The following is a 19,309-nucleotide window of genomic DNA, read 5'->3' as shown; positions in this document are numbered from 1 at the left end:
CCCCTCTTTCGAGCCCTAGAGTCACAGGATGAGCGGACTGGTTCGGCTGGCTTGCTGCGGATTCGAGGCCGAAACTTGACTCTGACACTGTGGAAGGCGGGAGAACTGAGACATGTTGTCCATCGGAGCCTTCGCGCAGATCGGCCAGGTGACCCATCGGATGCTGCGGCATTGGGACACCGCCGGTCTGCTCGAACCCGCTCACGTGGATGAGTCCAGCGGCTACCGCTCTTACGACCCCTCACAACTCGCGCGTCTGCACCGAATCGTCGCGCTGCGCCAACTCGGCTTCGGTCTTGACGACATCTCGTCGATCCTGGACCGCGGAGTCGATGCGGAACGCATCGCGGCTCTGTTGCGAATTCGTCGAGCTGAGGTGGAGCAGGAACGCCGCATCGCTGCCGGCCGACTCATCGACGTGGAACGGCGCCTCCGACTCATCGAGAAAGAGAACCACATGTCCCATATCGAGATCATCGAAAAGTCCCTGCCCGCTGTGCGCCTCGCGGCCCGCCGTGCGGTCGTCGCAGATCAAACCGAGGTAGCGAGTGCCGTGGGCCCCGCCTTCGATGCCGTCGCCGAGATCATCGGTGATGAGTGCGGAGCGCTGGCTGAGCCGATCGCGCAGTACGACACGGTCGAAGACGGCATGCAGATCATCGCCGGCTACGGATGCGATGGCCCCGCGCGCGATAGCTTCGAGATCGTCGAGTTGCCCGCTGCTGAAGCTGCCGTCTGCGGCATCCATCTCGGCTCGATGGACCGCATCGCCGAGAGCTGGCATGCGATCCACACGGAAATCCTCGCTCGCGGGCTCGTTCAATCCGGGCCGTGTCGGGAACTTTACGTCCGGGCGGAATCGGAGAACCAAGCCGATTGGGTGACCGGGCTGCAGCAGCCTGTTCGTCGCGGCTGAGGCGCATGAGCCTAGACGTGCTTCAGATCACCACTCACGCGGTCAGGAAGGCGGCAGGGGAGTGATCTCGAGATCAACGGATCCGAACGGGAAGGGGTAGAAGATGCGCCCGTACCATCCCAGTCGGTGAGAGGGATCATCGAAACCAGACCTGGCTGATGACGATGACGGTCACCCGCCCCGGGTCGGTCGCGCAACAGGATGCCGGTTACGCTCGACCGATGACCGAATTCAGTGGGCGACGTATCGCGGGAGTGCCGTGGTGAACGCACGATTCGAAGAGCTGGATTGGCAGCGGACGCCCCTCGGCGAGGTGACCCTCCGGCGTCGTTTCGATCCCGTGCTGAACGAGGACGTGTACGAGGCGATCCTGAACGACGAGCACCTGATGTCGACGCACTTCACGGTCGCCGAGATCGAGCTCGCGCATCTCGGCCTCGACCCCGTCCGGGGCGACGACCTGGATGTGCTCGTCGGCGGGCTCGGCCTCGGGTACACCGCGCAGGCCGTACTCACGCACGACCGCGTGCGCTCGCTCACCGTCGTCGAGGCGATCGATGCCGTCGTCGACTGGCACCGCCGGGCGCTCCTGCCGATCTCGCGCGAGCTCACCGCGGACCCGCGGCTCAGAATGGAACTCGCCGACTTCTTCGCTCTCATGCGATCCGACGAGGTCCCCCGTCGTTACGACGCGATCCTCGTCGACATCGATCACTCGCCGGTGCACCACCTCAATCCGGCCCACGCCGATTTCTACACGCCCGATGGCATCCATCGGATGCGTCGACACCTCGCGCCGGGCGGCGTGTTCGCGCTGTGGTCCGACGATCCCCCGGACCCGGCGTTCATCACCGTCCTCGAGAGCGCGTTCGAGAACGTGCGGGGCGAGGTGGTCTCGTTCGACAACGCCCTGACCGGCGGCCGGTCGGCGAACTCCATCTACGTCGCGAGCTGAGCCGTTTCCCCGGCCCGCGCGGGGCGTCCTGCCCCGAGCGATCGTTTCGCGGTGCGCCCTCAGCGCAGCGGGGTCCAACTTCGACATAGCGGTCCAACGAGTCTTGTGTCTCGGACAGCATTCTTTCGACCAAGGGCGGGACTTCTTCGAGGCGCTGCGGGCGATGGCGGGTGACTAGACGGCGACTGGCGGAGCGAGGCGCAAATGCATTGTGCACAACTCAATTGCGTGCAATGCTTCACCCATGACTGATGCGCAGCACGCGGGGGAGCGGGCGATCGACGGGATGCTGTGCTTCTCGCTGTATGCGGCGAGCCGTGCGACTACCCAGGTGTACCGCCGGCTGCTGAAGCCCTGGGGTCTGACGTACCCGCAGTACCTCGTGCTGCTCGAGCTGTGGGAGCGCGAGCCGCTCACGGTGAGCGACCTGGGCCGCGACCTGGCCTTGGATTCGGGCACGCTGTCGCCCCTGCTCTCGCGCCTCGAAAAGCTGGGGCACGTCGCCCGCACCCGATCGAGCGAGGATGCCCGAGTCGTCACGATCGGCCTCACCGAATCCGGCCGCGCACTGCGCACCGAACTCGCACACGTGCCGGGCGAGGTCTTTCGCTGCATGTCGGTCTCGCCCGCGACTGCGCAGGCCCTGGTCGTGAATCTTCGCGCCTACACCGACGCGGTGGAGGCCTCGAACACCGCGGCATCCGCCTGACGCCCGCCGCACATTCTCATCCGACCCTGAAACGCCACATCGAAGAAAGGTTCATCATGGAAACGATCTACACCGCGGAGGCCCTCGCCACCGGAGACGGCCGCAACGGCCACGTGGCAACTGCCGACGGAATGCTCGATGTCGACGTTCGCGTGCCGAAGGAGATGGGTGGTCCGGGAGGCGCCCTCAACCCCGAGCTGCTGTTCGCGGCGGGCTACGCGGCGTGCTTCCACAGCGCACTGCTGAGCGTCGCCCGCCACGAGAAGGTCGCGCTGCACGACACGAGCGTGGGTGCGCGCGTGGGCATCGGCTCGAACGGCGAGGGCGGCTTCGGCCTGGCCGTCGAGCTCGAGGTCGTCATCCCCGACCTGCCCGCGGACCAGGCGCAGGCGCTGGCGGATGCCGCGCATCTGGTCTGCCCGTACTCCAACGCGACGCGCGGCAACATCGAGGTCATCGTGCGAGTCGTCGAGGACTGAGCCGGCGCTCGCGTCATGATCGCGGGGGCGCACCAGGTTCACCCCCGCGATCCGAACAGAAGGCGCCATAGCATCGTTGCGTGCTGACCTCCGTCGACCAGCTCCCGCGGTGCCCTCGCCGCATCCTGATCGCGGGCGTCGCGGGTGTCGGCAAGACCACACTCGCGCGCCGGATCGCCGATATCGCCGAGGTGACGCACACCGAGATCGACTCGCTCTTCCACGGGCCGAATTGGATGCCGCGGGCCGAGTTCCTCGACGATGTGCGGGACCTCGTGGCTCAGGACTCCTGGGTGACGGAGTGGCAGTATCGCACCGTCCGCCCGTTGCTGGCAGCCCGCGCCGACCTGCTGGTGTGGCTCGATCTGCCGTTCTGGACGACGGCCTTCCCGCGAGTGGTTCGTCGCACCGCCCGCCGCAGACTGAGCCGCGAGGAGCTCTGGAACGGCAACATCGAGCCGCCGTTCCGGCAGATCTTGGCCGACCCTCAGCACATCGTGCGTTGGTCGATCTCGACGCGACACAAGTACCGCGACAATGTTCCCCAGGTCGCCGCCGACTTTCCCGGCCTCACGGTCGTGCGGTTGGGCTCGCAACGCGAGGTCGAGCGCTGGATGCAGGGTCCCCTCGCGCATGCTGTCGATCGACGAGGGGCGCCGGGCGCGACGTAAGGCGCCGCGCCGTCACGCTGCAGTCCGCGTGGGTCGGTACCGCAACGCGACCGCCCCTGACCGGAAATCATGACGACCGATGAGCTCGAGCCGCACGCTCTCGCGCAGACCGGCGAGCAGCGTCGGCCCGTGCCCGGCGATGACCGGCTGCACGAGGAACTCGTACTCGTCGATCAGCCCCAGATCTGCCAACGCCCGGGGGAGCGTCACCCCACCCACCCAGAGGCCCTCGCCCGGCTGCTGCTTGAGGCGCTGGACCTCCTGCGCCAGGTCGCCTCGCACCAGCTCGGCATTCCAGTCGACTCCGCTCAGGGCGCTCGACACGACGTACTTCTTCGCCCGGTCGATGCTCTCGGCGAAGGCGACGTCCGCCGAGCCCATCCAGTCGGGCCACGTGCCGGTGGCCGGCTTGCGCCACGCGGACTCCATCATCTCGTAGGTGATCCGGCCGAAGAGCAGAGCGTCGGCCCGCTCCATCTCCGCGGTCCAGTAGCGCATCGACTCCTCGTCCGGCGCGATCCCCGCCTCGTGATCGCAGCAAGCGTCGATCGTGATGTTGATCGAGTATCGAAGGGGTCTCATCTCGTCGCTCTCCCTTGATGCGCGCGGCAGGTCCGCCTGACGGCGGCCAGACTAGTACCGGCGCGTCCTCTGGCGTAGAGGGCTGCCGTGCCGCTCGTCGGTCATCCGATCCGCCGAGCCCGATGCTCCGTGAAAGGCCAACCGGCAACCCGTGTACTCCCTCCTCCTCACGATCATCTACGTCGCGTTCGTCAGCCTGGGATTGCCCGACTCCCTCGTGGGCGCCGGCTGGCCGGTCATGCACCAGGACCTCGGCGTCCCCCTCGCCTTCGCCGGCATCATCACGATGGTGATCGCGGGCGGCACGATCCTGTCGAGCCTCGCCTCGGAGCGCCTCACGCGCCGATTCGGTGCGGGCGTGGTCACCGCCGTGAGCGTGGGGATGACGGCTGCCGCCCTCGTGGGCTTCTCGTTCTCCGGCTCTTTCTGGATGCTGTGCCTCTGGGCCATCCCCTACGGGCTGGGAGCCGGCGCGGTCGACGCGGCGCTCAACAACTACGTCGCGCTGCACTACGCGGCGCGGCATATGAACTGGCTGCACAGCTTCTGGGGTGTGGGGGCATCGATCAGCCCATTCATCATGAGCTACGCCCTCACCTCGGGTATGGGCTGGTCGAGCGCCTACCTCATCGTCGGCGTGATCCAGGCGGCGCTCACCTTCGTGCTGCTGGTGAGCCTCCCGCTGTGGGGCAAGGTCAACCCGGTGGCCCCGGCCCACCACGGTGCCGAACCCGACGACGAGGGTTCGGATCCCGCCGAGGCATCAGGGCGGGGGAGCACCCACGTGCCGCTCGGCCAGGCCCTGCGCATCCCCGGGGTCGCGCTGATCCTCACGGCGTTCTTCGCCTACTGCGCGCTGGAGACCACGGCGATGCTGTGGGCGTCGACCTGGCTCGTCACCGACCGCGCCGTGGAGCCGGCGACCGCTGCCGCGTTCGCCTCGCTCTTCCTCCTCGGCGTCACCGCAGGACGCTTTCTCGCGGGCTTCTTCGCCGACAGGATCGGCGACCGGTTTCTCATCCGCGGCGGGTTCGTCACGATCGGCCTCGGCGTGGTGCTGCTCGCGCTGCCGCTCGAGACCGACGTGCTCGCCCTCGCCGGTCTCGTGCTCACCGGACTCGGCGCCGCGCCGATCTACCCCGCGATCATCCACTCCACGCCCGTGAACTTCGGCCGGCGCAATTCGCAGGCCATCATCGGCATCCAGATGGCGGCGGCCTACACCGGCTCGACCTTCGCGCCCCCGCTGTTCGGTGTGCTCTCGGCGTGGATCGGGATGTGGCTGTTCCCGCTCTTCCTCGGCATCCTCGTCATCCTGGGCCTCGTGATGTCGGAGCGCCTCAACCGGCTTGTCGCCCGGCGCGAGCCGGTCGGGCGGTGACCCGCGCCGCCGTCACCCGATCTCGCCGCCGGCGACCGTCTCGGCCAGCGCGTGCACGCGGGGGAGGTGGTGGGCGCCGTAGAAGTCCGCGGACGTCAGGCGTTCGGCATCCGTCTCGGACGGGCGCGCCAACACGGCGGTTGCGGCGAGGGCGTGCATCCAGCCGCCCGCGAGCGTGCCCAGCAGCATCAGGTACGGCACGCTGACGGCGTAGGCGTCGCGCGGCGATGAGGCGAAGCCGAGCAGGTCGGCGGTCGCGCGCCGGGATGCCGCGAGCGCCCGCTCCAATCGCTCGGCGGTGCGCACCGCGACGGGGTGGTCGAACGCGCGCAAGCCTGCCACGGTCTCGTCGATCCGCTCGAACAGCTCCGACACGGTGGCGCCGCCGTCGCGCAGCACCTTGCGGCCGACGAGGTCGTTCGACTGGATCGCCGTCGTGCCCTCGTAGATCGTGGTGATGCGCACATCGCGGTAGTGCTGGGCGGCGCCGGTCTCTTCGATGAAGCCCATGCCGCCCTGCACCTGGATGGCATCGCTCGTGACGGTGATGGCATCCTCTGTGGTCCATCCCTTGAGGATGGGCACGAAGAACTCCGCCAGCTTCACCACGGCGTCGTCGGTGTCGGCCCGGTCGAGCAGGTCGCCGACGTACACGCCGAGGGCGCGCATCGCGAAGATCTTGCTCGACATCGACAGCAGCAGGCGGCGGACATCGGGGTGCTCCGCGATCGGCGTGCCGGCAGGGCGCTCCAGCACCCGGCCCTGCAGGCGGTCCGCCGCGTAGGCCGCGGCCTGCTGGTAGGCGCGATCGGCGATGCCCGTCGCCTGGAACCCCATGCCCGCGCGAGCGGAGTTCATCATGACGAACATCCCCGCGAGGCCGCCGCCGACCTCGCCGACGAGGTAGCCGGTGGCGTCCTCGTAGGCCAGCACGCAGGTGGGGCTGCCGTGGATGCCGAGCTTGTGCTCGATCGCGACGGTGGTGATGGCGTTGCGCCCGCCGAGCGACCCGTCGTCGTTCACGAGCACCTTGGGCGCGACGAACAGCGAGAGCCCCTTCGCACCGTCCGGGGCACCGGGGGTGCGAGCCAGCACCAGGTGCACGATGTTCTCGGCGATGTCGTGGTCGCCCCACGTGATGAAGATCTTCTGGCCGCGGATCGCCCAGCTGCCGTCTTCCCGCGGCGTCGCGGTCGTGCGGATCGCGCCGAGGTCCGTGCCGGCATCCGGCTCGGTGAGGTTCATCGTGCCGGTCCACTCGCCCGAGACGAGCTTGGACAGGTACGTTTCGCGGATGCGGTCGGATGCCGCGGCATCCAGCGCGTGGATCTGACCGGAAGTGAGCAGCCAGCAGAGCGCGAAGGCCGCGTTCGAGGCGTTCCAGATCTCGCCGAGTCCCGCGCGTACGGCGCCGGGCAGACCGTCGCCTCCGGCGGAGACGGGAGCCTCGGCGGTGACCCAGCCCGCTTCGACGAATGCGCGGTACGCCGCGCCGAAACCGGCGGGCAGGCGCACCTGACCGTCTTCGAGGCGTGCGCCGACGCGGTCGCCCGGCACTTCGAGCGGCGCGATGACGGAGGCGGCGAACTCGCCCGCGCCCGCGATGATGTCCGTCGCGTCTTCGGCGGTGAGCTCTCCGCCGGTGGCGCGCGCGACGAGGTCCTGACCGAAGGCGTCGGTGAAGAGGAACGCGTAGTCCTCGACGGGCGGCGTGTATGCGGACGCGTCAGCCATGACGGACTCCTGTGCTCGAGTAAGTGGTACTGAGGGTCAGTCTACGCGGCACTGGGTTTCACGGGGCGCCGCCGTCACGGCCCGCCCATCCAGTGCTCGATCCGGTGCGTGTCGGGTGCGAATCCATGGCGCACGCCGTAGAGCACGGCCTGGGTGCGGCTCGTCGCGCCGATCTTTCGGTACACGGAGCGGATGTAGGACTTCACCGTGTTCGGACTGAGGTAGGTGAGGCGTGCGACTTCGGCGTTGCTCTTGCCCTGGGTGATGAGGGCGAGGATCTCGGACTCGCGATCGGTGATGCCCTCCAGGCGTCCCGGCCAGTCGAGACCTGGCGCGCTGGGAGCCCGCCGACCCTGGTCGCTGATCACCAGCTCGCCCGAGTGGACCGCCTCGATCGCTGCGACCAGCTGGGCAGCCGTCAACGTCTTCGAGAGGTAGCCGTGCACGCCTTGCCGGCGCGCTGACTCGATGAGCTCGGGATGGAAGTTCCAGGTGTAGACGACCACGCGTCGGGCCTGCGGGTTCTTGATGAGCTCGGCGATCTCGTGGTGGTCGGACTCGGGCTGGGCGAAAGAGTCGTACAGGACGATGTCCACGGCATCGCTCACACCCCTGTTCGCGTCGATCTCTGCGATCAGAACACGGTCGCGGTAGTCATCGAAGAGATGCGCCAGTCCCTTGAGCACCACGTCGTAGTCGTCGACGAGGGCGACGGTGATGGGCCGCGAGTTCGGGGGCGATGCCATGCTCCAGCTTTTCACCCCCAGGGGTGTGCCGCCACACCCCGAGGGGTGGTCGGATGAGGGTGTTGTCGCGGACTGCGGCATCCCGAGCACCCAACGGTGCCCGACCGACACGCCATTGGGCGTTCACAAGGAGGAGCAATCATGCTCGGTCTCATCATCAGCATCATCGTCATCGGCCTGATCGCCGGATTCATCGCCCGCGCAGTCGTCCCGGGCAAGCAGGACATGAGCCTGCTCATGACCATCGTCCTCGGAATCGTCGGCTCGTTCGTCGGCGGTTTCCTCGGCTTCCTGCTCTTCGGACAGGACGCAGCAGACGGCTTCTTCCAGCCCGCCGGAATCATCGGCTCCATCATCGGTGCGATCATCGCGCTGCTCGTCTACGGGCTGGTCAAGGGACGCAGCACCACTTCGCGCCGCCGCTGACCTGACGGTCGGCGCGCACGAGCCGCGCCGCAGCAGCGTCGAAGCGCCCCGCGTCCGTGCAGACGCGGGGCGCTTCAGGTCGTTCCTAGGATGATCGTGCAGCGACGGAGGGAGGGCGGCGGCATGGCGGGACGCGTTCGCGTGGGAATCTCGGGGTGGCGTTACCCGAGCTGGCGGGGGGATTTCTACCCGAAGGGGCTAGCCCAGGCCCGTGAGCTGCAGTACGTCGGCGAGCAGATGTCGACGCTCGAGCTCAACGGGTCCTTCTACTCGCTGCAGCGCCCCACCAGCTACCAGCGGTGGCGTCAGGCGGTCCCCGACGACTTCGTCTTCGCGGTGAAGGGTTCCCGCTACATCACCCACATGCTGCGGCTGCGGGGCATCGACGTGGCGCTGGCGAACTTCTTCGCCTCGGGCGTGCTGGCGCTGGGGGAGCAGCTCGGTCCCATCCTCTGGCAGCTGCCGGAGCGGGAGCAGTTCGATGCCGAGACGCTCGAGCAGTTCCTCACTGCGCTGCCGCGCACGACGGGCGCGGCACGGGAGCTCGCGCGGCGGCACGACGAGCGGCTCGACGGACGGGACTGGCTCGAGATCGAGAACGACACCCCGATCCGGTACGCGTTCGAGCCCCGGTCGACCAGCTTCGAGGATGCCGCGGTCGCCCCCATCCTGCGCGACCACGACGTCGCGCTGGTCGTGGCCGACACGGCGGGCCGCTTCCCCGATTTCGGCGAGATCACGGCTTCCTTCGTCTACGTTCGCCTGCACGGCGCGGAGGACCTCTACACCAGCGGATACACCGACCCGCAGCTGGATGCCTGGGCGGCGCGCATCGCCGGCTGGACCAGCGGTGAGGCGACCCCAGACGGTGAACCCCGGGACGTGTACGTCTACTTCGACAACGACGCCCGCGGCCACGCCCCGCACGACGCGGTCGCCCTGGCCCGCCGTGTGGGCGACGCCCCGGAGGGGTAGCGCGCCGCCGCGGCATCCGCCGTTCCCGATGCAGGAGATCTCACCGCAACAGGACGGTTCGGCCGAATTCGTCCTGTTCAGGGGAGTCCACCTGTTCCGGGGAGCCGCCCGCGCGCCCGGCAACGGCCCCCGCCGACCCCGCCACCCTCACCCCTGCAGGCCCGCCCCGACAGAGACCGCCGAGGCGTCAGCGCGACAGCGCCGACAGTGACAGTGGACGCACGAGCACCTGGCGGCGATCGCGCACCCAGCGCACCCGATCGCGGCGGTACTCGGCGTGCGTGGCGAACCGGTAGCGGTACGACACCACGCGCACCCACGTCGGGCGCTCGCTGCCGAACGGCGCACGCCGCAGCATCTTGAGCGTTGCGGCATCCGCTTCGAGCAGTCGCACCAGCAGCACCGTGAACCAGTCCTCGAGCGACCTGCCGAGAGGGAGGAACCACATCAGCCAGTCGAGCCGCAGGTGATAGGGCGCGTACTGGCGGGGGATGCGCCGCACGTTGCCGGGCTTGCCCTTGAACTCGTACTCGTGCCAGGTGGCCTCGCCCGGATCGGCATCCATCGTCGCTTCGATGACGTACTCGACGCGCGTCTTGGTCACGGTGCCGAACGCCCCGTATGCATTGGCGAGCTGCCATCGGTTGAAGCTCGCGTTCATCAGCTGCCGGTGGGCGAGGAGGTTGCGCAGCGCCGGCCAGCTGATCACGACGTAGAGCACGCCCACGGCGCACGTGACCACCAGCCAGTACAGGGGCAGCCCGTCGATGATCCAGGGCGGGTCGGATGCCACGTCCGCGCCCCAGCCCGGCAGGGACACCGCCGAGAACCCCAGCACGATCGTCGCCCAGTTGAGCCATGCGAAGTTGCCGGTGAGGACGAGCCACAGCTGCGTCGCGATGACGACGGCGCCGGCGACCGTGCCGATGACGGCCGGCACCGGACCCGGAATCCATAGTCCCAGGAGCGGAGCGAAGAGGAACCACGGCACCACCAGCTGTGAGAAGTGGTTCCCCACCACCTCGAGCTTGTGGAACCACCGGGGGAGCAGGTGCGCCTGCCGGCTGAGCGGCCCCGGCATCGGCTGCGTCTCGTGGTGGTACATCAGGGCAGTGAGGTCGCGCCACTCGCGCCCGCCGCGGATCTTGATCATGCCGGCACCGAACTCCAGCCGGAACAGCAACCACCAGAAGAGCACGATCACCACCGTCGGCGGGGGCTGGTCGTTCGAACCGAGGAACGCCGCGAGGAACCCGGCCTCGAGCAGCAGCATCTCCCACCCGAACCCGTAGAACGTCTGGCCGATGCTCACCACCGACATATAGCCGAGCCACAGCAGCAGGAAGCACGCCATCGGCACCCAGGGAGGTGCGAGCTGGGGGATCCCGGCCACGAGCGCTGCGCTCACGATCAGGCCCGCGACGCACAGGACGGCGAGGCGGCGGTCGGTGTAGGGCACGCGCCGGAAGAGCGTCGGTCCCACCATGCGTGCGCGCCGGGGCGAGGCGGCCACCCAGCGCAGCAGGTCGGGCGCCGGCAGCAGCCCCCGCTCGCCGAGCAGCGCGCGGAACTGGTTGAGCGACGACAGGAAGGCGACGAAGTACATGGCGGCGATGCCCCGTTGCAGCACCTGCCGGGCGAGTTCGAAATCCACCGCCGCGAAACCCTGCATGACCCGACGCTACGACCGGGTGGATCGCGGTCGGAAGGGGTTGCGGGGCGGGCGGGCCCGCGTGAGGATAGCGCGCCGTCGCCGAAGAGGGAACCGCAGGAAACCGGCGCGCCGCATGCGGCACCATCGCAGGGCGGGGCGCAGCGGCATCCCGCACCCGCACGAGGAGAGGAGTCACCATGGACAACCGTGACGAGGAGAAGGTGCAGGGCGGCAGCACGAGCACCGAAGAGACCGACACGCTCTCCGGCGGCGAATACTCCCAGCAGCTCGACGACGCGACGCAGTCCGCCGACGAGGTGGTCTCGGAGCCCGACGACCGCTTCGACGGAGGCGTGGGCGACGGCGAGGGCACGGCCGCCGAGGCCGACGAGCGCTTTGGCGACCCCGGTCCGGGGGCGGCAGCTGCCGTGGGCGGCCAGATGGGCTCGGCCAGCGGGCTGCAGCCCGAGACGCAGGGCGAGGACCCGGTGATCGCCGAGCTCGGCGAGGACGGCGAGGGCGACCTCGCACCCGAGGACGTTTAGTCCTCACGCGACAAACGGCGCCGGTTCCCCCGCAGGGGACCGGCGCCGTCGTTCGTGTGGTCTTCGGTCAGGCTTCGCCGAGGATGCTCTGCATCACCTCGAGCGAGATCTCGGTGCGCTCGCCGTCGGCCAGCTCATGCACCCGGAAGGGCACGCCGTGCTCGAGCAGGAACGCGGCCGTCTTCTCCAGTCGCGGTGCGACGTGGATGTGGTCGCTGCCGAACAGTTTGCAGGTGTAGAGGGGTTCTGCGGATGCCGCGGCCCGCCGCATCTCGACCGTTGACCGACCGTTGATCCGGTACAGGGCCTGCAGGGTCTGCGACGACAGCTCGGTGACGCCGTCGAGCGTGAGCGAGATCGACACGGGGGATTCGGTCATGCTCTCATCGAACCACGTCGGCCCGGCGCCTCACGCCGCGCTGCGGCGCACCGCGCGTGAGAGCGGCTCGGTGGCGGCCATCGCGAGGCTCACCGCGGCGAAGCCCGCGACGAAGGTGAGGACCACCACGAGGATCGGAACCGGCGCGACGATGCCGGTCATTCCCACGATCGGCAGGCAGAGCGCCGTCCCCACGGCCGCGCCTCCCAGCGCCGCCCAGCGCAGGGGCACCGAGACGGTGAGGGTGCGCGAGCGGCGCAGCTGCTGCTCGGGCATGCCCAGCCGGTCGAGTCCCACGATGAGCTCGCGGTCCTCGAGCACGGATGCCGCCTGGGTCACCCCCACCGAGCAGGCGAGCAGCACGAACGCGGCCCCGAGGGTCACCAGCACGCCGACGCGGATGTCGGACAGCAACGTGCCCTGCTCGTTCTCACCGACGGTCTCGAGCAGCCCCATCCCGCCGCCGGCGACGACGGCGATGAACGCGATCATCGCGATGCCCGAGACCCGACGCCATGCCTGCGGTGCGTGGGCGGCCAGCTCGCGACCGGCGATGAGGCTCGCCGCCGAGGTGGCGCGCCTTGCCATGATGCGTCCGGTCAGGGCCACCAGCGGCGCACCGATGAGGTTCACCAGACCCATGGCACCGGCGAACATTCCGATGAGGATCATGATGCCGAGGGTGTCGGCGAGCGAGCCCATGCTCCCCGCCACGGCGATGAGCGCCACGAGCATGACCAGCCCCACCACCAGCAAGACGGTGCGCCGCGGTGCGGCATTCGTCCTGCGCCGCACCCCGAGGGGGCCCAGGCGCACGGCGCGAAGGCTCAGCGCCGCGCTCGTGGTCGCCAGCGCGGTCACTGCGACGACGGCCCAGAAGATCGCGGGCAGACCCGCCCACACCGCGGCGATGCCCACGGGGCCGCCGAAGAACGGCAGGAGCCCCACCAGTGGCAGCAGCACGAGGTAGAGCACCACGCCCCCGAGCGCACCGGCCAGTGCCGTGAGCGCGGCCTCGGCCACGGTCATCGCCGAGACCTCGGCGCTGGTCGCCCCCAGCAGCCGCAGGGTGGCCAGGCGGTCGTTTCGCCGACGGCTCGACAGGCGCGCAGCGGCGGCGCCGAGCGTGAACACCGGCACGGCCAGCAGCACGAGGGCCAACATGCTCAGCATCGGATAGACGGGGTCGCCGGCCACGCGCGGGTCGGTGTGGAACATGACCGTGCCGCCGACGACGACCAGCAGCAGAGCGGTCGTCACGGCGAAGGCGACCACCGGCAGCAGCAGGGCTGCGCGCCCCTGGCGGGACGGTCGCGAGAGCAGCGTGGTGAGGGTGACGATGCGGCGGGCGGAGCCTGCCGTAGCGCGTGGCAGGGCCGCGAGTACGTTCGGCGCGGTGGTGCCGGCGGTCATCGCGCTGCTCCGTTCGAGGCGGGCCGAGCCGCGGCGCCGGCGGTCTCGCCGACGACGCGGCCGTCGCGCATGTGCAGCACGCGGTCGCAGCGCGCTGCGACATCGGCATCGTGTGTGACCACCACGAGGCTCCGTCCCTGCCCGGTGGTGGCGTGCAGAAGGGCGCTCATCACCTCGGTCGAGGTGGCGGAGTCCAGTGCGCCGGTGGGCTCGTCAGCGAAGACGATGGGCGCGCCGGTCACCTGGGCGCGCGCGATCGCGACGCGCTGGGCCTGGCCACCGGAGAGCTGGCCGATGCGGCGGTCCTCCATGCCGGCGAGCCCCAACGATGCCAGCCACCCGGCGGCGTGCGTCTCGGCCGCCCGGCGCCCCACGCCGGTGACGAGCAGCGGCAGAGCGGCGTTCTCGAGTGCGGTGAGCTCGGGCAGCAGCAGGTGCTCCTGGAAGACGAACCCCACGCGCGTGCGACGCACCTCCGAGCGCTGGTCCTCGCTCATCCCGACCAGCTCGACCGGCGCGCCGTCGGTGGTGGCGAGCCGCACCGAACCGGCGTCGGGGGCGAGGATGGCGGCGAGGCAGTGCAGCAGGGTGGTCTTGCCGGAACCGGAGGCGCCCATCACGGCGACGGACTGGCCGCGTCCGATGGTGACGTCGACGCCGGCGAGCGCGGTGAGATCGCCGTAGCGCTTGATGAGACCGGTGGCGGCCAGGGCAAAGTCGTGGGAAGTGTTGTTCACGATGCCAGTCTTCGCGGCGGCGGGCGCCCCGTCGTCGGCCCTGCGAGGTATGCGGCTCCTTCGCTGGGATGATCCTCGGAACCCCTCGACCGCTCCGAATGGCAGGCGTAGAGTCGCCCGCGACGGCCCCGGGTGCCGCGCAGATCGTTCCGGATCAGCGCGAACATCCGGCGAGAAGGGAGCGGTTCCCATGTCCGACAGCCCCGCAGCCGAGATCGTCGAGTTGGTCGGCGGTCCCGGGAACATCGAGAGCCTCACCCACTGCGCGACGCGCCTACGGTTCCAACTGCGCGACGGTGACCTCGTCGACAAGTCGGCGGTCGAGGCGGTTCCCGGCGTCATGGGTGCCGTGCCGCAGGCGGGCGACCGCTTCCAGGTCGTCATCGGCGGCGGCGTGCAGACGGTCTACAACGACATCATGGCGCTGCCCACCATGAAGGGCGACGCGGAAGGCGACGTCGACGACGCCGCCGCCATCAAGGCGCGGGAGCGCGCGAAGGGTCCGCGCGGCAAGGTCGCCTGGCTCGACTCGCTGTTCGAATTCCTGTCGGACTCGTTCCGACCGATCCTCGGCGCCTTGCTCGGCGCCTCGCTGTTCATCACCTTCATGGCGCTGATGGCCACCCTCGGAGTGATCCCGTCGTGGAACGCGCCGGGCGTCGTGCTGGAGCCCTCGTGGGCGTTCATCAACCTGATGTGGCAGTGCGTGTTCGTCTTCCTGCCGCTCATGGTGGCCTACAACGCCTCGCAGAAGATCGGCGCCGACCCCTGGGTCGGCTTCGCGATCATGGCGGTGGTGATGCTGCCGGGATTCCTGGCGCTCGGGCAGGATGCCACCGCGCAGCAGATCGTCTTCCTCGGCTCGGAGATCACCACGGTGCCGGTCTTCGGCATCCCGCTGACCATCTTCGACTACAACTCGCAGGTGTTCCCGCCGCTGCTGATGGCCGCCGTTCTCGGGCCGTTGTGGAAGGGGCTGAAGAAGATCATCCCCGACAACCTGCACCTCATCTTCGTGCCGTTCCTGGCGATGCTGGTGATGATCCCGCTGACGGCCTTCCTGATCGGACCCATCGGCGTCTACGCCGGTGCGGGGCTGGCGAACCTGCTCAGCTCGATCAACAACTTCTCGCCGCTGATCTTCGCCATCGTCATTCCGCTGGCCTACCCGTTCATGGTGCCGCTGGGACTTCACTGGCCGGTCAACGCGATCATGCTGCTGAACATCCAGACGCTCGGATACGACTTCATCCAGGGCCCGATGGGCGCCTGGAACTTCGCCTGCTTCGGGGCGACGGCGGCCGTGCTGGTGCTGGCGTGGCGCGAGCGCGACCAGGTGATGAAGCAGACCGCGACCGGTGCCCTCGCCGCCGGCCTTCTCGGCGGCATCTCGGAACCGTCGCTGTATGGCATCCATCTGCGCTTCAAGCGGATCTATCCGCGCATGCTCGTGGGCTGCTTCGTGGGTGGACTCATCATCGGCATCGGCGGGGGGGTGCGCACCGAGGCGTTCGTCTTCACCTCGCTGCTGACCATCCCCGCCTTCCAGCCGCTGGCGCTGTACGGCATCGCGGTGGCGGCCGCGTTCATCACCTCGATGACCCTCGTGATGCTCTCCGGCTACAAGCCGAAGGAGCCGGCCGGGACGCAGGCGACGCAGGCGGCGACCGCTCCCGCCGGCACTGCGCCGGTCGGTCCAGTGGTGATCGACGCCGGGAACGCGCCCGAGGTGGCGGCGGCGCTGGAGATCATGTCGCCGATGGATGGGACGGTGGTGGCGCTGTCGCAGGTGCCCGATCCGGTCTTCGCAGGCGGGACCATGGGCCCCGGTGTCGCGATCGAACCCACCGGCGACACCGTGTATGCCCCCGGCGAGGGCGTGGTCGCCGTCGCGCAGACCACCGGGCATGCCTTCGGGCTGGTGCTCGACGGCGGCATCGAATTGCTCATCCACGTCGGCATCGACACCGTGAACCTCAAGGGCGAGGGGTTCGACGTGAAGGTCTCGAACGGCCAGCGCATCGAGCTCGGCACACCGCTGGTGACGTTCGACCGGTCCGTGATCGAGAAGGCCGGCTACCCGCTCATCACCCCGGTGATCGTTCTCAACGCAGATCAGTTCGAAACGGTCGACCCCATGGCGCTCGGTCCGACGACGGCGGGCGCGCCGCTGCTCGTCATCGAGACGAAGGCGAACGCCACGACCTAGGCGCCTGTCGGGTCGGGCGGGCCGCCCCGCACTCTTCACCGCGCGCGAGGCGTTTCGAACAGTGCGGCGTGTCCAGCCCAGCCCGACTCGGTGGGCAGCGCCCGCAGGCCGCGGCTCGCGAGCGCCATGGCCGTCGCCACCGCGCACAGTGCGGCGCAGAAGAGCAGCGTGCCCTCGCGGCCGGCCCAGGTGAGGCCGAATCCCGCGATCAGGGGTGCCAGTGGCATCGCGCCGATCGCCAGCACCGTGCTCGCGCTGTTCACCCGGCCCAGCAGCTCGCTCGGTACCGCGACCATGGAGTAGCCCATCAGCGCGGCGTTGAGCGCCGGCAGCAACAGGACAGACGCGGCGAGGACGCCGACGATCGCCCACACCGATTCCAGCTGAGACAGCACCGCCACGCCGGCGGTCGCGACGGTGAGCCCGGCGATCGCGAGCACGCCGGCCCGCACGCGGGGAACGAGGGTGGGCGCGGCCACCGCCCCCACCAGCATCGCCACGCCGGCCCCGGCGGACAGCCAGCCGATGACGGCAGGGGAGTGTCCAGCCTGCTGCATCGCATACAGCACGGTCGTGAGGCCCGCGTTGAATCCGAGGTTGATGATCGTGGAGATGAAGAGGACCGCGCGCAGATCCTCGCGGGCGAAGAGCCACGCGAAGGCGGTGCGCATCTCGCCGACGGCGCTCGTCTTCTTCTGTGCCGTGGTGGCGGGCGCGGCCTCCACAACGGCGTCGGTGGCCGCCGCGGGGGAGGGATGCGCGACGGGCCGCGTGTGGCGCAGCATCCAGGCCGTGATCGCGGCGATCAGGTGGGCGAGCATCATGACGGCGCCGATCAGCCATCCGCCGACGGCCAGCAGTGCTCCGCCGAGCGGCCCGCCGGCCAGTTGCAGTGCGGCATCCCGAGCCTGATTCGCCGCCTGCGCGCGCCCCATGGCGGTGTCCGGGACGATCTGCTTGATCGCGCTCTCGCCGGCCACGTCGAAGAGGCCCCCGCGGGCGCCGAGCAGAAGCGTGAGCACCAGCAGGGTGGCGAACGTGAGCGACCCGCCGAACGCGAGCACGGTGAACGCCAGCGACAGCACCACGCCGAGCGTGGCGCCGAGGATCATCAGTGCGATGCGCGGATGCCGGTCGGCGAGCACCCCGCCGTACAGCGTCGTGACCGCGAGCACTGTGCCGCCGACCGCGCCGACGATCCCGGCCTGGGCGGGGTCGTCGGTGACGATCAGGGTGAGCAGCGGCAGCGCGAAGGCGAACAGCGCGTCGGCCAACCCCTTGCTCGTGTCGCTGGCGAGCCAGATCAGGTAGCGGCGGTTGCGCCAGAGGCTGTGGCGGGCTGCGGACGTCGTGGTCATGCGGCCAGAATAGATGCGCAACGAACATTGCGCAACATTACATGCGCAATAACTCGTGCCCAACTGGCCTGGATACACTCGATCCATGGTCGACGACGGCGGGACAGCGCGCGGCGCGGTGATGACCTCCGCGATGCTCAAGGCGATGTCGCATCCGCTGCGGCGGCGCATCATGAAGGTTCTCGCGGCGCGCGACTACGCGCGGGCCGCCGATATCGCCGCCGACTTGGACGAGCCGGCGAACAGCGTCAGCTTCCACCTGCGGTCGCTCGCCGATGCGGGGCTCGTCGTAGAGGCGCCCGAGCAGGCGCGCGACCGTCGCGATCGTGTCTGGACGGCCGTGAAGGGCAGTTTCGACCTCGGCAGCCCCGATCATCCCGTCGAGGACGAAGCGCTCGGCGGCACCCTGCTCGCCGCGCTGGCCCAGGAGCACACCGACATGCTGCGCCGCGTGGTCGGCTGGGCGCCGGAGTACACCGCCGGCCGCAGCGCCGGGGTGCATGGTACGTTCGCGCGCACCATGCTCCGCCTGAGCGAGCAGGAGTTCGTCGACCTGCTGGAGCGGATCAGCACGGCGATCGAGCAGGCGCGCGAGGCGCACGACACGACCGCCGCCGATGCGCGCGTCTGGGAACTCGACATCATCGCGGCAGACGACACGATCTGAGTCGCCCCGCCGCGACAGGTGTGGTGGTCAGCCCGCGGCGGCTTCCACCGCGTCGCGCAGGCGCGCGGCATCCGATCCGTCGCCACGGATCTCGAACGTCTTCCCGTCGACGACGAGGAGCGGGACGTGGTCGACGGGGGTGTCGGAGCCGACGACCTCGCCGATCCAGTGGTCGTTGCTCGCCTGCACCCAGTCGGCCATGGTCAGGCCCTCGACGCCGCCGGTGAGGTCCGCCGCAATCCCCGCTTCGGTGGCGTAGGCCAGCAGGTCGGCGTCGCTCGGGGCGCCGTCGGCATCCACCTGGTTCTCCTGCAGCAGCGCGTACAGCGGCAGCACGGCATCGCTCTCGCCCGCCTCTGCGGCGAGCGCGAGGATGTTCGCCCCGCGGGTGGAGTAGTCGGTGGTGTCTCCGCGCTTCTCGCTGACGTAGTTCATCGGGTGCAGCGACAGCGTGATCGTGCCGTCGGCCACCCAGGCCTCGAGGTCGTCACCCGTGGTCTCTTCGAGCACGGCGCAGTACGGGCAGGAGAGGTCGGTCCACAGCTCCACCGTGACCGGGCCGTCGCCGACGACGATGCCCTCGGCGGGGTCTGTCAGCGACGATGCTGCCGGGATCGGTGCGGTGCTCGCGTCGACGGTGGTGTCGGGGTCTGCTGCAGTGCATCCCGTGAGTGCGACCAGCGCGGCCGCGACCACGGTGACGGGAAGGAGTCGCTCACGGTTCATCCTTCTTTGGTACCTCGTCGTCGGGGCTCGTGCACATCGGTCGTGGA

20 protein-coding genes are annotated in these 19,309 nt (G+C 69.5%); 11 read left to right on the top strand and 9 right to left on the bottom strand.

Annotated elements, in window-relative coordinates; all coding sequences use genetic code 11:
* Positions 1–112: 112 nt before the first annotated feature.
* The 5 genes from QNO21_RS12695 (at position 113) to QNO21_RS12675 (ending at position 3,730) form a co-directional block, all read left to right on the top strand.
* The gene (locus QNO21_RS12695) at positions 113–916 is read left to right on the top strand and encodes a MerR family transcriptional regulator (RefSeq protein ID WP_257518201.1); all 804 of its coding nucleotides are present in this window, start codon (positions 113–115) and stop codon (positions 914–916) included.
* A gap of 262 nt (positions 917–1,178) precedes the next feature.
* Entirely contained in the window at positions 1,179–1,871 is a 693-nt protein-coding gene (locus QNO21_RS12690; protein WP_308211293.1) for a spermidine synthase, read from the top strand.
* 244 nt (positions 1,872–2,115) lie between these two features.
* On the top strand, positions 2,116–2,580 hold the full coding sequence (locus tag QNO21_RS12685) for a MarR family winged helix-turn-helix transcriptional regulator (RefSeq protein WP_257514331.1): 465 nt from the start codon (positions 2,116–2,118) through the stop codon (positions 2,578–2,580).
* Positions 2,581–2,636: 56 nt separating this feature from the next.
* Positions 2,637–3,059, top strand: coding sequence for an organic hydroperoxide resistance protein (locus tag QNO21_RS12680; protein WP_257514332.1), 423 nt, complete (start codon positions 2,637–2,639; stop codon positions 3,057–3,059).
* A gap of 80 nt (positions 3,060–3,139) precedes the next feature.
* Entirely contained in the window at positions 3,140–3,730 is a 591-nt protein-coding gene (locus QNO21_RS12675; RefSeq protein ID WP_257518200.1) for a P-loop NTPase family protein, read from the top strand.
* A 12-nt stretch (positions 3,731–3,742) separates the two neighbouring features.
* On the opposite strand, the gene QNO21_RS12670 is transcribed toward QNO21_RS12675, so the two are convergent.
* On the bottom strand, positions 3,743–4,312 hold the full coding sequence (locus QNO21_RS12670; protein WP_257518199.1) for a dihydrofolate reductase family protein: 570 nt from the start codon (positions 4,310–4,312) through the stop codon (positions 3,743–3,745).
* A 151-nt stretch (positions 4,313–4,463) separates the two neighbouring features.
* Between QNO21_RS12670 and QNO21_RS12665 the strand changes: the two genes are divergently transcribed.
* Positions 4,464–5,693: an MFS transporter gene (locus tag QNO21_RS12665; protein ID WP_257518198.1), complete on the top strand. Its 1,230-nt coding sequence runs from the start codon at positions 4,464–4,466 to the stop codon at positions 5,691–5,693.
* A gap of 12 nt (positions 5,694–5,705) precedes the next feature.
* On the opposite strand, the gene QNO21_RS12660 is transcribed toward QNO21_RS12665, so the two are convergent.
* Positions 5,706–7,427, bottom strand: a complete 1,722-nt coding sequence (locus tag QNO21_RS12660; protein ID WP_257518197.1) for an acyl-CoA dehydrogenase family protein — start codon at positions 7,425–7,427, stop codon at positions 5,706–5,708.
* 74 nt (positions 7,428–7,501) lie between these two features.
* Positions 7,502–8,173, bottom strand: coding sequence for a response regulator transcription factor (locus tag QNO21_RS12655; protein ID WP_257518196.1), 672 nt, complete (start codon positions 8,171–8,173; stop codon positions 7,502–7,504).
* A 141-nt stretch (positions 8,174–8,314) separates the two neighbouring features.
* Here QNO21_RS12655 and QNO21_RS12650 point away from each other — a divergent pair, with 141 nt between their 5' ends.
* Both QNO21_RS12650 and QNO21_RS12645 read left to right on the top strand, forming a co-directional pair.
* Positions 8,315–8,599, top strand: a complete 285-nt coding sequence (locus tag QNO21_RS12650; protein WP_257514339.1) for a GlsB/YeaQ/YmgE family stress response membrane protein — start codon at positions 8,315–8,317, stop codon at positions 8,597–8,599.
* Positions 8,600–8,722: 123 nt separating this feature from the next.
* Positions 8,723–9,574: a DUF72 domain-containing protein gene (locus QNO21_RS12645; RefSeq protein ID WP_257518394.1), complete on the top strand. Its 852-nt coding sequence runs from the start codon at positions 8,723–8,725 to the stop codon at positions 9,572–9,574.
* A 187-nt stretch (positions 9,575–9,761) separates the two neighbouring features.
* On the opposite strand, the gene QNO21_RS12640 is transcribed toward QNO21_RS12645, so the two are convergent.
* On the bottom strand, positions 9,762–11,246 hold the full coding sequence (locus QNO21_RS12640; protein ID WP_257518195.1) for a lipase maturation factor family protein: 1,485 nt from the start codon (positions 11,244–11,246) through the stop codon (positions 9,762–9,764).
* A 179-nt stretch (positions 11,247–11,425) separates the two neighbouring features.
* Here QNO21_RS12640 and QNO21_RS12635 point away from each other — a divergent pair, with 179 nt between their 5' ends.
* Complete coding sequence (locus QNO21_RS12635; RefSeq protein ID WP_257518194.1) at positions 11,426–11,773, top strand: hypothetical protein; 348 nt, start codon at positions 11,426–11,428, stop codon at positions 11,771–11,773.
* A 67-nt stretch (positions 11,774–11,840) separates the two neighbouring features.
* On the opposite strand, the gene QNO21_RS12630 is transcribed toward QNO21_RS12635, so the two are convergent.
* From QNO21_RS12630 to QNO21_RS12620, 3 genes are read right to left on the bottom strand one after another with little or no spacing between them, the layout of a single operon-like run.
* Positions 11,841–12,152 carry a hypothetical protein gene (locus QNO21_RS12630; RefSeq protein ID WP_257518193.1) on the bottom strand — a complete coding sequence of 104 codons (312 nt, stop codon included), beginning with the start codon at positions 12,150–12,152 and terminating at the stop codon, positions 11,841–11,843.
* Positions 12,153–12,182: 30 nt separating this feature from the next.
* Positions 12,183–13,565 carry an FtsX-like permease family protein gene (locus tag QNO21_RS12625; RefSeq protein WP_257518192.1) on the bottom strand — a complete coding sequence of 461 codons (1,383 nt, stop codon included), beginning with the start codon at positions 13,563–13,565 and terminating at the stop codon, positions 12,183–12,185.
* The gene (locus QNO21_RS12620) at positions 13,562–14,302 is read right to left on the bottom strand and encodes an ABC transporter ATP-binding protein (protein WP_257518191.1); all 741 of its coding nucleotides are present in this window, start codon (positions 14,300–14,302) and stop codon (positions 13,562–13,564) included. The genes QNO21_RS12625 and QNO21_RS12620 overlap by 4 nt, the downstream gene beginning before the upstream one ends.
* 190 nt (positions 14,303–14,492) lie before the next feature.
* Between QNO21_RS12620 and QNO21_RS12615 the strand changes: the two genes are divergently transcribed.
* Complete coding sequence (locus tag QNO21_RS12615) at positions 14,493–16,511, top strand: glucose PTS transporter subunit IIA (RefSeq protein ID WP_257518190.1); 2,019 nt, start codon at positions 14,493–14,495, stop codon at positions 16,509–16,511.
* 35 nt (positions 16,512–16,546) lie between these two features.
* On the opposite strand, the gene QNO21_RS12610 is transcribed toward QNO21_RS12615, so the two are convergent.
* Positions 16,547–17,869 carry an MFS transporter gene (locus QNO21_RS12610; protein ID WP_257518189.1) on the bottom strand — a complete coding sequence of 441 codons (1,323 nt, stop codon included), beginning with the start codon at positions 17,867–17,869 and terminating at the stop codon, positions 16,547–16,549.
* A gap of 85 nt (positions 17,870–17,954) precedes the next feature.
* Here QNO21_RS12610 and QNO21_RS12605 point away from each other — a divergent pair, with 85 nt between their 5' ends.
* On the top strand, positions 17,955–18,536 hold the full coding sequence (locus QNO21_RS12605; RefSeq protein ID WP_257516820.1) for a winged helix-turn-helix domain-containing protein: 582 nt from the start codon (positions 17,955–17,957) through the stop codon (positions 18,534–18,536).
* Between the two features lie 27 nt (positions 18,537–18,563).
* On the opposite strand, the gene QNO21_RS12600 is transcribed toward QNO21_RS12605, so the two are convergent.
* Positions 18,564–19,262, bottom strand: a complete 699-nt coding sequence (locus QNO21_RS12600) for a DsbA family protein (protein ID WP_257518188.1) — start codon at positions 19,260–19,262, stop codon at positions 18,564–18,566.
* Between the last annotated feature and the right edge of the window lie 47 nt (positions 19,263–19,309).

The sequence above is a fragment of the Microbacterium sp. zg-Y818 genome, assembly GCF_030246905.1.
Lineage (GTDB): Bacteria > Actinomycetota > Actinomycetes > Actinomycetales > Microbacteriaceae > Microbacterium.
The sequence above is the reverse complement of the archived record's forward strand: the minus strand, read 5'-3'. Positions and strand labels throughout refer to the sequence as shown.